Source organism: Erythrobacter aurantius (assembly GCF_023823125.1).
In the GTDB taxonomy this organism is placed as follows: domain Bacteria; phylum Pseudomonadota; class Alphaproteobacteria; order Sphingomonadales; family Sphingomonadaceae; genus Erythrobacter; species Erythrobacter aurantius.
In genome coordinates, this window is the sequence record NZ_CP090949.1 from 1,938,436 (window position 1) to 1,950,462 (window position 12,027).

Annotated in this window: 11 protein-coding genes; 5 read left to right on the top strand and 6 right to left on the bottom strand. The window is 60.1% G+C overall.

From position 1 onward, the window contains the following. Positions 1-2: 2 nt before the first annotated feature. Positions 3-806, bottom strand: a complete 804-nt coding sequence (locus L1K66_RS09235; protein WP_252257603.1) for an inositol monophosphatase family protein — start codon at positions 804-806, stop codon at positions 3-5. After that, a complete protein-coding gene (gene argJ / locus L1K66_RS09240) occupies positions 803-2,029 on the bottom strand; it encodes a bifunctional glutamate N-acetyltransferase/amino-acid acetyltransferase ArgJ (RefSeq protein ID WP_252257604.1) in 1,227 nt (408 codons plus the stop codon). Before argJ ends, L1K66_RS09235 begins: the two co-directional genes overlap by 4 nt. Before the next feature lie 122 nt (positions 2,030-2,151). Between argJ and L1K66_RS09245 the strand changes: the two genes are divergently transcribed. The 3 genes from L1K66_RS09245 to L1K66_RS09255 all read left to right on the top strand — a co-directional run bounded on the left by L1K66_RS09245 (position 2,152) and on the right by L1K66_RS09255 (position 6,111). Then, on the top strand, positions 2,152-2,430 hold the full coding sequence (locus tag L1K66_RS09245; RefSeq protein ID WP_252257605.1) for a hypothetical protein: 279 nt from the start codon (positions 2,152-2,154) through the stop codon (positions 2,428-2,430). A gap of 135 nt (positions 2,431-2,565) precedes the next feature. Further along, complete coding sequence (gene secA, locus L1K66_RS09250) at positions 2,566-5,328, top strand: preprotein translocase subunit SecA (protein WP_252257606.1); 2,763 nt, start codon at positions 2,566-2,568, stop codon at positions 5,326-5,328. 39 nt (positions 5,329-5,367) lie between these two features. After that, on the top strand, positions 5,368-6,111 hold the full coding sequence (locus L1K66_RS09255) for a sulfite exporter TauE/SafE family protein (protein ID WP_252260476.1): 744 nt from the start codon (positions 5,368-5,370) through the stop codon (positions 6,109-6,111). Between the two features lie 18 nt (positions 6,112-6,129). Here the strand turns inward: L1K66_RS09255 and L1K66_RS09260 are convergent, their stop codons facing one another. After that, on the bottom strand, positions 6,130-6,498 hold the full coding sequence (locus tag L1K66_RS09260; RefSeq protein ID WP_252257607.1) for a hypothetical protein: 369 nt from the start codon (positions 6,496-6,498) through the stop codon (positions 6,130-6,132). A 342-nt stretch (positions 6,499-6,840) separates the two neighbouring features. On the opposite strand from L1K66_RS09260, the gene L1K66_RS09265 reads away from it, so the two are divergent. Then, a complete protein-coding gene (locus tag L1K66_RS09265; RefSeq protein ID WP_252257608.1) occupies positions 6,841-7,320 on the top strand; it encodes an acyltransferase in 480 nt (159 codons plus the stop codon). 11 nt (positions 7,321-7,331) lie between these two features. Continuing rightward, the gene (locus tag L1K66_RS09270; RefSeq protein WP_252257609.1) at positions 7,332-8,213 is read left to right on the top strand and encodes a glycosyltransferase; all 882 of its coding nucleotides are present in this window, start codon (positions 7,332-7,334) and stop codon (positions 8,211-8,213) included. 13 nt (positions 8,214-8,226) lie between these two features. Here the strand turns inward: L1K66_RS09270 and L1K66_RS09275 are convergent, their stop codons facing one another. Genes L1K66_RS09275 through L1K66_RS09285 form a run of 3 tightly spaced genes read right to left on the bottom strand, consistent with a single transcriptional unit; the run spans position 8,227 to position 11,875 of the window. Next, complete coding sequence (locus L1K66_RS09275; RefSeq protein ID WP_252257610.1) at positions 8,227-9,117, bottom strand: glycosyltransferase; 891 nt, start codon at positions 9,115-9,117, stop codon at positions 8,227-8,229. Then, positions 9,063-10,340, bottom strand: a complete 1,278-nt coding sequence (locus L1K66_RS09280; RefSeq protein WP_252257611.1) for a nitric oxide synthase oxygenase — start codon at positions 10,338-10,340, stop codon at positions 9,063-9,065. Before L1K66_RS09280 ends, L1K66_RS09275 begins: the two co-directional genes overlap by 55 nt. Further along, on the bottom strand, positions 10,337-11,875 hold the full coding sequence (locus tag L1K66_RS09285) for a B12-binding domain-containing radical SAM protein (protein ID WP_252257612.1): 1,539 nt from the start codon (positions 11,873-11,875) through the stop codon (positions 10,337-10,339). Before L1K66_RS09285 ends, L1K66_RS09280 begins: the two co-directional genes overlap by 4 nt. Positions 11,876-12,027: the final 152 nt, after the last annotated feature.

The window sequence follows — 12,027 nt, forward strand, 5'->3', positions numbered from 1 at the left end:
CGTCAGGCCAGAACGCGTCCTACAAATTCGTCCCAGATAGCCGGGCTCGAGGCACCGACCAGGCCCGGCTTGTCCTGCTCGTCGACGCGGTATTCGCTGCCGTCGAGCCGGGCAGCCTTGCCGCCTGCCTCATTGAGCCACAAGACCCCCGCCGCGTGATCCCACGCGAGCGTGCGCTTGAAGCTGGAAACGTCGTTTTCACCCATGGCAAGGCGGGGATACTGTTCCGCGGCGCAGCGCGGGATATCGACCAGCGTGTAATGCGGGGCGAGCTTTGCATCGACCATCGCGGATTGCTCCGGGGTCAGGAAGATGCGGCTCACCGCGGTGACAGGGCGTTCCTGCCCGGTGGGCCTTGCAGCGATGCGTTCGCCGTTGATGAAGGCTCCTTCGCCTGCACGGGCGTGGCACAAGCGGTCTGAATTGGGATCGTAAAGCCAGCCGGCGACCGCCTTTCCTGCGTTAGCCAGTGCGATGATCATCCCGAACGGCTCCTTGCCCTCGGTGAAATTGGCCGTCCCGTCGAGCGGATCGATGATCCAGCATTGCTGTGACAGGTGATCAAGCACAGATTTGTCGGCGGCGACCGCTTCTTCGCCCACCACGGCGACACCCGGCGCGAGCTTGGTCAGGGCTTCGGTCAGGAAGGCTTCGACTTCGCGGTCAACCACGGTGACGGGATCGTCGTCGCCCTTCATCTCGATCTCGCTGTCGGCAAGCGCCCGGAACCGCGGCAGCATTGAGCGTTGCGCTGCAAACCGCATCAGGTCGAGGATTTCCGCATCCAGCGCGCCTAGTTCACTCATGACCGGTAATCCGCATTGATGGCGATGTAACCGTGGGTCAGGTCGCAGGTCCAGACCGTCGCCTTTCCGTCGCCGATGCCGAGATCGACGGTAATATCGATTTCCTGCCCCTTCAGATGCTCGGCAACAGGCGCTTCGTCATAGCCATCGACGGGCAAGCCGTTTTTCGCCGTCCAGACTCCACCGAAAGCGATCGAAAGCCGGTCACGGTCGGCCGGTTCCCCCGCTTTGCCGACCGCCATTACGACACGTCCCCAGTTTGCGTCCTCACCCGCGATCGCGGTTTTGACGAGGGGCGAGTTTGCAATTGAAAGGCCGACACGGCGGGCGCTTTCATCGCTCGCGGCGCCGGACACACGGATGGTGATGAATTTCGTCGCGCCTTCACCGTCGCGTACCACCAACTGCGCGAGCATTCGGCACACATCGTTCAACGCTGCGGCGAAGGCATCTGCCCCGGGGCTGTCCCATCCTTCGATCCGGGCGTGATCCGCTTTGCCCGTGGCGAAAACCATCACTGTGTCGCTGGTCGAAGTGTCGCCATCGACGGTAATACACGAAAAGGTGGCGGCATTGGCCCGCCCCAACAATTCCTGAAGGAAGGCGGGAGCCACATTGGCATCGGTAAAGATATAGCCGAGCATGGTCGCCATGTCGGGGGCGATCATACCCGATCCCTTGATGATGCCGCAAAGCTCGACGCGGATGTCACCGATCATGGCCGAAGCGTGTGCGCCCTTGGCGAAGGTATCGGTGGTGTTGATCGCGTTGGCGGCATCTTCCCAGCCGCAGGGGGCCGCCTCGATTGCTGCTGCGATCCCGGCTCGCGCCTTGTCGATAGGCAGCGGCACGCCGATAACTCCGGTGGAGGAAACGAACACTTCGGTTATCGCGCAGCCGAGCGTGTCAGACACCTGCTTCTGGATTGCCTCCACAGCTTCGCGTCCGCGCCATCCAGTAAAAGCGTTGGAATTGCCGGCATTGACGATCAGCGCGCTTGCGCTGCCCGCTTTGACCGCCTCACGGCCCAGCTCGACCTCGGATGAGGCGCACAGGGACTTGGTGAAAACGCCCGCCACGCTGGTGCCCTGTGCCAGTTCGACAAAGGTCAGGTCGCAACGGTCCCATGTCTTGTATCGCGCCCTTGCCACGCGCAGCGTAGCGCCCGCGATCGGAGGCATTTCGGGAAAGGGCCGGGCGAGGGGGGAAGTCTTCAGATCCATGCTCGGCGCAATAGGAGCGCTGCCCGCCTGAGTAAACGTTCCTGTGATGCCTTGGCGACAAGGCGCAAAACTGTGTCCGCAAGGTAGACGTATTGCGACAAATGCACTATCTCGCGGCAATCATGATGCGTCGCCATCTGCTCACACTGTTTGCCCTGTTCAGCGGGTTTGCCGCGCTGCATTCGCCAGCGAGCGCATCTTCGCTTGAATCGATGGTGTTCGATGCGCGGGCATTCGCACGTGCGAACGATACCGCGTCGTCGCAGGTTTGCGTGTGTGAGCGTCGCGTCGATGAAGCGGCCAAGGCCTGTCCTCCGACAAAGTCCGACAGCCTGCCGCCCCGCGTCCTGCGGCGAGTCCGCCCTCCGATCATCTTCGGCAGTGAGCGCGCGCTGGAATAGCGCCCTTTCTCTTTGATCTCCGGCAACGCGCGGATGCGTCCGGCGCGAATGCCCTTTCACAAAACTGCATCCAGGCAGGCCCCCGACACACGGGGCCGCACGCATATCAGACAGAATTCAAAGGCTTCACCTTTCATGTTCAACACAATCATCAAATCCGTCTTCGGCTCGTCCAATGATCGTTACGTCAAATCGATGGGCAAGATCGTCAACAAGATCAACGCGCTGGAGCCGATGATCGAGGGGCTTTCGGACGAAGCGCTGCAGGCACAGACCGCCAAGTTCCGCGAGCAGCTCGACAATGGCAGCACCCTTGAGGAAATCCTGCCCGAAGCTTTTGCCACAGTGCGCGAAGCGTCGAAGCGCGTGCTGGGAATGCGCCATTTCGACGTGCAGCTGATCGGCGGCATCGTCCTCCAGCGCGGCGAAATCGCGGAAATGCGCACCGGTGAGGGCAAGACGCTGATGGCGACGCTCGCCGTCTATCTCAACGCGATCGAGGGCAAGGGCGTTCACGTCGTTACCGTCAACGATTACCTCGCCCGGCGTGACGCCGCCGACATGGGTCGCCTTTACAACTGGCTCGGTCTGACCGTGGGCGTGATCGTGCCGAACATGGACGAGATGTCGAAGCGCGACGCCTACAACGCCGACATCACCTATGGCACGAACAATGAATTCGGCTTCGATTACCTGCGCGACAACATGAAGCATGAACGCAGCGCGATGGTGCAGCGCCCGTTCAATTTCGCCATCGTCGATGAAGTCGACTCGATCCTGATCGACGAAGCGCGCACGCCGCTGATCATTTCTGGCCCTACGGAAGACAAGTCGGACTTGTACGTGGCGCTAGATGCCGTCGCTAAGGAAATCCCCGAGGATTGGTACGAGAAGGACGAGAAGACCAAGAACATCCAGCTGAATGAAGAAGGTCTGGACAAGGTCGAGGCGCTGCTGATGGAAAAAGGGCTGCTCGCCACCGACAACCTCTACGATATCGAGAACACGCAGGTCGTCCATCACCTCGATCAGGCGCTGCGTGCGGTCCACATGTTCCGTCGTGATGACCACTACATCGTCAAGGATGACAAGGTGGTGATCATCGACGAATTCACCGGCCGCATGATGGACGGGCGGCGTTGGTCCAACGGCCTGCACCAGGCGGTCGAAGCCAAGGAAGGGGTCAAGATCGAGCCTGAAAACCAGACGATGGCCTCGATCACCTTCCAGAACTACTTCCGCATGTACCCCAAGCTTTCGGGCATGACCGGCACAGCTGCCACCGAAGCGGCGGAATTCTGGGACATCTACAAGGTCAACGTGGTCGAAATCCCTACCAATCTTCCGGTTGCGCGGATTGACGAGGAAGACGAGTTCTACAAGAACACGATGGACAAGTTCCAGGCGATCGCAAAAACGATCAAGGAACACAGCGAACGCGGCCAGCCTATCCTTGTCGGCACGGTTTCGATCGAGAAGTCCGAGCTGCTCAGCAAATTCCTCGACAAGGAAGGCGTGAAGCACGAGGTCTTGAACGCACGCCAGCATGAACGCGAAGCGCATATCGTGGCGCAGGCCGGTCGGCTGGGCGTGGTAACAATCGCCACCAACATGGCGGGTCGCGGCACCGACATTCAGTTGGGCGGCAATCTCGAATTCCGCATCAATGATGAACTGGGCCATATGGAAGACGGCCCTGAAAAGGACGCGGCGATTGCCCGCATTCGCGAAGAGGTTGCTTCCGAAAAGCAGAAGGTGATCGAAGCGGGTGGCCTGTTTGTTCTCGGCACCGAACGCCATGAAAGCCGCCGGATCGACAATCAGTTGCGCGGCCGCTCCGGTCGTCAGGGCGACCCTGGCCTTTCGCGCTTCTACCTCTGCCTGGAAGATGATCTCCTTCGTATTTTCGGCCCGGATACGCTGTTCGCCAAGATGATGAATTCCAACCTCGAAGATGGCGAGGCGATCGGGTCCAAGTGGCTGTCAAAAGCGATCGAGACCGCGCAGAAGAAGGTCGAGGCGCGCAATTACGATCAGCGCAAGCAGGTGGTTCAGTACGACGACGTGATGAACGACCAGCGCAAGGTCATCTACGAACAACGCGCCGAGATCATGGATTCGGAAACGGTCGACGATGTCGTTGTCGATATGCGGCACGACACGATCAATTCGATCATCGCCACCAGCTGCCCTCCCGGCTCATACCCGGAGCAGTGGGATGTCGAAGGGCTCAAGGCCAAAATCGAGGAAGTCTTCGGCCTCACCCCGCCAATCGACGAGTGGCTGGAAGAAGACGAAGTCGATCAGGAAATCTTCGAAGATCGCCTGCGCACGCAGACCGACGAGATGATGGAAGCCAAGATCGCGCGCAATGATGCAGGCATCTGGCGTCTGGTCGAAAAGGACATTCTGCTGCGACAGCTCGATTATCACTGGAAAGAACATCTCGCGACGCTCGACGCGCTGCGGCAGGTGATCTGGATGCGCGGCATCGCGCAGAAGCAGCCGATCAACGAATACAAGCAGGAGGCATTCGGCCTGTTTGAATCGATGCTCGATACGCTGCGCGAGGAAGTGACGAAGCTGCTGTTCAAGTCGGAACTGCGCATCGCCCAGCCCGAAACGCAGGCGTTGCCCGATCTTCCCGATTTCCTGACCGGGCATATCGATCCGCTGACCGGGCTCGACAATTCGGATGACGGTGATGGCTCCGAAGACCGGCCGGAACTGTTCGGCTCACTCGCAGGCAGTCCGCGTGCCGCATCGGGGCCGGGCGGGGCAAACACCGACAACCCCTATTCCCACATGGCAATCAGCCGCAATGCTCCGTGCCCTTGCGGTTCGGGCAACAAGTACAAGCATTGCCATGGGGCCGCAGGCGCGCGACAGACCGCGTAATGGACATTAGACAAGGCGAGGGGTGAAATCGGCGTGCCGCTGATCCTGCTCCTCGCCATCGGCTTCTTCCTGACAGCGCTGCTGTATGCGAGCGTCGGGTTTGGCGGTGGATCGACCTATTCGGCGCTGCTTGCGCTGTCGGGCATCGACTATCGCCTGCTGCCGCTCATCTCGCTCGCCTGCAATATCGTGGTGGTTGCTGGAGGAAGCTGGCGCTTTGCCCGTGCGGGAGTGACTCCGTGGAAAGGCGCAATTGTGCTCACAGGCATTGCCGCACCGGCTGCATTTGTCGGCGGGATGATCCCGATTGACCGTGATGCCTTTATGTTGCTGCTCGGCGCGAGCCTTGTCTTGACGGGTGTCACCATGCTGATTCCGGTGAGTGAGGCGCACAGTGAAGAGCCGCACCCGCTCGCTCGTGCCATGCCGCTTATCGCTGCGCCGCTTGGCTTCTTGGCGGGACTGGTCGGAATAGGCGGGGGCATATTCCTTGCCCCGCTACTGCACCTGACGCGCTGGCGCGATGCGCGGGCGATTGCCGCTACGGCCAGCCTTTTCATTCTGGTGAATTCGTTGTTCGGGCTTGCCGGGCAAATGGCCAAGACCGGGCAGGGCGCCTTTGCGGGAGCCATGACCGATGCGTTGCCGCTTGTGATCGCGGTTGTCATTGGCGGCCAGATCGGAAGCCTCATGGCGGTGCGGGTCCTGCCGCTCAAGTGGATCCGTTGGCTGACAGCGCTGTTGGTGACAGTGGTGGGAGCGCGCCTGCTGACAGGTGTGTGACCCGCAGGCGCTTCACCCTCATTCTGGCGGGTAGAAGTAGCCGCCGGTCATTTCGTCCTTGCCGATCCGTTCACAATCGCGCTTCATCCGGCGGTTGAAACGGGTCACATGATCGCGCGATTGCGCCATTCGGGCCGCTTCTTCAAAGGTTTCGCGTACATCGTCGTACTCGCGCTGAATGCGGGTATCGAGCCGCTCTTGTGCTTCGGTCCGGTCCATTCCGCCTTCGACTGCGCGATCAACCGCTGCGACTTTCCATTCTTCGAGACCCGCCATGTCCACGTCCCAGCCATGCTGGCGGCAGGTGTCTGCCATCGAATAGGCGACTGACAGGCGATCATATTGTTTCTGCAGATCGCTGCTCAGACCTCCATCAGCCACCAGCATCAAAACAGGTACTGCAAGAAGCGCGATTGGTGCCATCGTTTCCTCCGTTCGGCATTGCTTGTCCTGACAGAGCTAACACCAAGCGGAGCAAAATGTCCAAATCGTAAGAGGAAGTATGGAGCGACGGCCAATACCTCATGGTGCGCCTTCGCCATCTAGAACTCTGGCGCTGAACGCTGGCGTTCGGCATAGTCCATGGCGGAGCTTTCAAGAGGACGCTGAATGTCGGACATCTCTGAACACCGAGGCGCACACAAGGAGGCGCTCACTCGCTTTCAAAGAGGTGTGCGTGCCGCGAGGTCGCTGTTGGACCCGCGTGCCTGGCTCCACCTCCTGAAAATCGTGAACTATTACAACTACAGCCACGTTGCCGAACTGCGAAAGATGCGTCTTCCGCAGGAGCGCAGGATCAGTCCCGATGCGGTCTTCGCCAATTCGGAGCGTATCCAACTGGGCGAGCGGATCGAGATCGGATCGCGGTGCCATTTCTGGGCGGGGCCGGGGCATGGCAGGATCGTGATTGGTGATGACGGCCTGTTTGGGCCTGAAGTGCTGATCACGGCTGCAAACTACGATTACGATCGCGGATCACCAGTGACGCGCCAGCCGATGAAGGAAGATGACGTCGTCATAGGCGCTGACGTGTGGGTCGGCATGAGGGCGATCATCCTGCCGGGCGCGCGGATTGGCGATGGTGCGATCATTGCCGCGGGCGCTGTCGTACTTGGGGAAATTCCGCCCGGCGCGATCGCTGCGGGCGTTCCGGCAAAGGTCGTCGGTGCTCGAAATGTGCATGGCGCAAACGCCCCTACGAAAGCATAGAGAACACGGCGGTGAAGCTTCTTACGATTATCGTTACTTATAACAGCGCCGATCACATTGCCGCTTGCCTCGACAGCATTTCATGCAGCCGGGCGACGAATGAAATCGTCGTCTTCGACAATGCTTCAGCGGATGCGAGCGCTGCGATTGCCGAAGCGCATGATGCTGTGAGCGATGTCATCCGGAGCGATACCAACCTCGGCTTTTCGCGGGCGGTGAATCTAGCGGCGAAAGGTCGGCAGTTTGATTTTCTGCTGCTTGCAAACCCTGACATGCTGCTTGATGGCGATGCGATTGATGCCTTGATCGATGCGGCAAGAGATCATCCTGAGGCCGGAATCTTCGGTGGGGAGTCGCGCGACACCTTGGGGCGGACATGGCCGGGTGCGGTCCTGAACGACCATAACCTCGCCCACGCTGCCAAGTTTGCACTCCTGTTTGGCGTGATCCCGTTCACAGGCCGCTTGGCCCCCGACATGCCACCCGGCGGCATACCGAAAGGCACGCACGCAGTGCCCGTCATCGTGGGGTGCCTGATGCTGGTCCGCGGCTCCTTGTGGGAAGAGATTGGCGGATTAGACGAATTCTTTTTCCTCTATGGCGAAGACGTCGATTTTTGCATGAAGGCACGCGCGCTTGGCCACGGATGTCTATTCACTGATCGCTGCACCTATTTGCACATTCGCGGTGGCAGTTCTGGCGGGCACGCCGAGATGATGAAACGGGTGCTTCGCGGAAGGCGGCTCTTGTATCAGCGTTACGCGCATGGCCGGCTTGGAACAGGACTGCTTATCGTAGGAGTGGCCATTCGGGCGCTTCTGGAAACCCTTGCGGGCAGGCAGGGAACGTGGAGAGCATGCTGGAGGGATAGAACAGCGTGGCTGACTGACTAGGGCACCAGTGTGTCTAGGATTGCCGCGATGTCGCGTCAGTGATCCACGCGGATTCCGGGAAAAGCCCCGAGCGCGCGAGGATGCGGGCCAGCACGACCGACGATATGTAGAGTGCGGCGGTCAGCGCCCAGCGAGGCTCCAATGCCTTCTTCACAAGGGCGCTGGTCTGGCCCGGTGATCGGGGCAGCCTGTGCCGCGCGCGAACCAGCTGGTTTATCCCCTGCTGCCAGCGCACCCGCACCTGCACCCACGCCCACCACGTTTTCGGCGGAGAAGTCGTCACAAAGACGGTTTCGATGATTGTCTTTTCGCCATCATTCGCGTGGCCTTCAATGAAGGTGTCGTCCGCGATCAGATCGGGAAATTCGCTCCAGCGCGCACGCAAGGCTTCGCTGATGCCGAGGACATGGTGGTAGGCGCTCGATTGGCCATGCGGGAGCGCAAGCCAGAAGCGGCTGAGTGCCGCGGCAGTCGGGCTTGCGCCAGTGAAGTCGAACCGGATCCGGGGTGAAACCAGTAGGGTTTGGTCATTGAGGCCCGCACTCAAGCGAGCAAGACCATCGCCGCTTATCCAAACGTCGGAATCCACATAGAACCGGGGGAAAATCGAGCAGTGCAGCTCGCCAAAACGGATCGCACGCGCCTTGCCCTTGGCGCAGGACAGGATCGTTGCGTGTTCAGAAACCTCGCGTTCAAGGATCGCTTGGCTGTCATCGGTGCAGCCGTTGCACACGAAAACGATCTCGCAGCCCGGCGGAAGCCCCGAAACGACGCTTCTTGCCCTTTCGGCCAATCCGGATGCCTCGTTGAAGACCGGGATGACCACGCTGAACGGCTTGTCCGCTTTCGTTACCACGGCATTCGCTTCCAGATCTTCCAGCGTCGCGTGATCCTGTCCGACCATCTTTGCCAGCGGCGACGGTATCGATCGCCATACCAAGGCATCAGGCGCAATCCGTCTTCACCGCGGCTGCGGTAATAATTGGGGACGGGGTGAAAATTGCGCATGCGCAGGTGGAATACATCGAATGCAGCGCTCGCTTGCGGCGGGACGATCCAGCGCCAGTCTCCCGCGACGCGCCTGCCTGCCGCCTGCTCTCGCCCGTGGAAGGTCATGTACTGCGATGCCACCGTATGATGATCGACAATCGTCACTTTCGCGTCGTTGTAGGATGCCAGCACAGCCCGGTTCAGCTCGGTAAGCGCTTCGTCCTTCCAGAGCGGGTTGTGTGAACCCGTCTCAATGCCGAGGGCACGCGCCACATCAGGAAGCAGGTTGTACCGTTTGACATCGCCAAAATCGCGCGAGGCGATCTCGGTGCACAGATAGAAGCCGTTGAACGGCGCGCAGGGATAGTCGATGCCCCCGATCGTAAGGATCATCCCCGTGACGATCGGAACCGTGTACCAGCGGAGCCCCAGTTCATCGAGGCCCGTATGAGCGGGGTGCCTGATTGCGACTTCGCGAACCGATCCCGGCTTCAGGTCATAGCGTAGCCTGCGGTCGGCCTTGTCCCGCAGGAACCACGGCAGGATATCGAAGTGACCAGGCTCCCCCCGAGGCTTCCATCCCATCGATTCCGCAATCCGGGTCACTTCAATATTTTGCCGATCTCCAAGGACAGTGCCGTCGGACAATTGGTGGCAGGCATATTGCGTGAGCTGCTCGCTCTCTATCCAGGCCGGATGTTCGTCGCCTTTAACGGGAGCGAAGACGGAAATTATCGAGCGTATCCGGCCATCCGAATTAGCATCGCGCAAGTGTTGCTCCATCCGCGCCGCGATATCATCGGGCTTTTCGATGTTCCGGCAATCGAAGACTTCGAGGCTTTCCCAATACAGTCGCCCGATGCAGCGCCCGTGGTTTCTCCAGGCCACGCGCGCGCCATAGGCCAGTTCCTGCGGCGTATGCTCGTACCAGCCGAACTTGGAAAGCGACCGCCGGACGTCGGCCCATCGCCGGGCGTGATCGGCTGCGCTTGCGCCAATGCTTGCGTAATACTCTTCAAGAAAGGCCCGCGCTTCCTCCTTCCGCTCGCGCTTGGAAATTCTGCGAAAGCGCCGGTGCAGCGCTCCACCTTGCGATGCATGAGAGAAACGAAACCGGGAAGCTTGCCGCCGTATCACATCAAACCGTCAAACTGTCTCGCCGCATCCCTTAGCGGACGCTTGTTGATGGCGTAGACGGCGTTCAAGGCTCTACGCTTGGCCCGGCGGTAATCTTTTGAACGAGCATCGCGGTTGCGGTAGATCGCGCGCCCGCGCTGGGTGTCCAGCCTGATGATATCCAGCGGTGTCCTGGAATTGCGCACATCGTTCCAGATCGGCGTGTCGGGCAGGAGCGAGAAATCGTTGAACCTCACGCGGTCGAGGTATGCCGCATTCTCCTCGAGGAAGTTTGCCGTTTCTTCCATGTCCTCGGCAGTTTCGCCAGGAAAGCCCTTGAACATTGTCGCCCTGACAGAAAGCCCGGCCTGATGGGCATCCCTGATGAATTGTCGGTTGGCCTCGACCGTGCAGCCCTTGTTCGCCGCGTCGAGGATGCGCTGGCTGCCGCTTTCGAGACCGAAGGAAATGCGCCGCATGCCGCCGTCTACCGCGGCTTTCAGATCCCTTGCAGACAGGCCGTTGTCCTTGCGCTGGTCCACATGCACCGTTCCCACCCATTCGGCGCCCTGGACGTATTTCTGGATGTTCTGCGAAATGCCGCGCAGCATATCCGGCCATGAATTGAGCTTGAGGTCGAGAAACAGGAAATTCGTCGAATTGTGCCGCCGTGCTTGTTCCTGAATTTCCAGCAGGACATTCTCGACGCTTCTTGTCCTGAAAGTTCTGCCGGAGACTGAGATCACGTCGGAACAGAACGCACATTTGTCCCATTGGCACCCACGCCCCGTCATCACCGGGACAATCCGGTTGGGATAGCGATCCCACGGGAAATCGCGAAAATCGGGGATCGGAGTGTGATCGAGATGCCTCAAGGGCGGTGCCGGTGGCGCTCGTTTTCCATCGGGCAGCGTCACTCCGGGAAAGCGGGAGAGGTCCTCTCCGGACATGGCGGCATCGACGATATCTCCGATCGAGAGATCGACCTCGGCGCCGACTATTCCGACAAGGCCGCTGATCTGTCGCCACTTGTCGAGCACGGCGCCCTGATTGAACATCGGTCCACCGACAAGCACCGGGATGCCTCTTTTGCGGGCCTCTGCGGCGATATCTTCGACGGCCCTGAACTGGTTGAAATAGGCTGACAGCAGCACGATGCTCGGGCGTTGATCAAGCGCGTCGATAACGGCTTGGCGCGTGATCGAGTTTGGACGCTCGATCCAGCCGAGCCGGATCTGGCGCATTGCGTCTCTCGCTCGGAGTGCGGGGCCGAAATCGGTCAGGTGCATGAGTCTTGCGAGATGGTCGAGCAGGTTCTCCCTCCGCTCCCGCTCGCTTGCCGGCGCGTCGAAAGCTAGGGGTGAGAGGATTGAGACGTTTCGGCCAGCGGCGCGCAGGCTCGCAGCCAGCAATCCTACGGCAAGGGTCGGAAAATTCGCGAAGACGTTGAGGTCGACGATGAGAATTCGCCTCTCATCCGACAGGCTCTGCGGGCCAGCGAAATCAACTCCATCACGTCCAAGTTGAACGTGAACGCGGTCTACCCTTTTCGCCATCGACCCTTCGACCCCCTAGTCGAATCGTGATGCGGCCCACGGCAACATAAGCGCAATCACCCGGATAATTCCACCGGCGGGTATGGATCAGTTAAGCCGGAAACCGGGCGCTTACTTGAATGAGTTGTGAGATGAAGTGGCTCCCCGAGTTG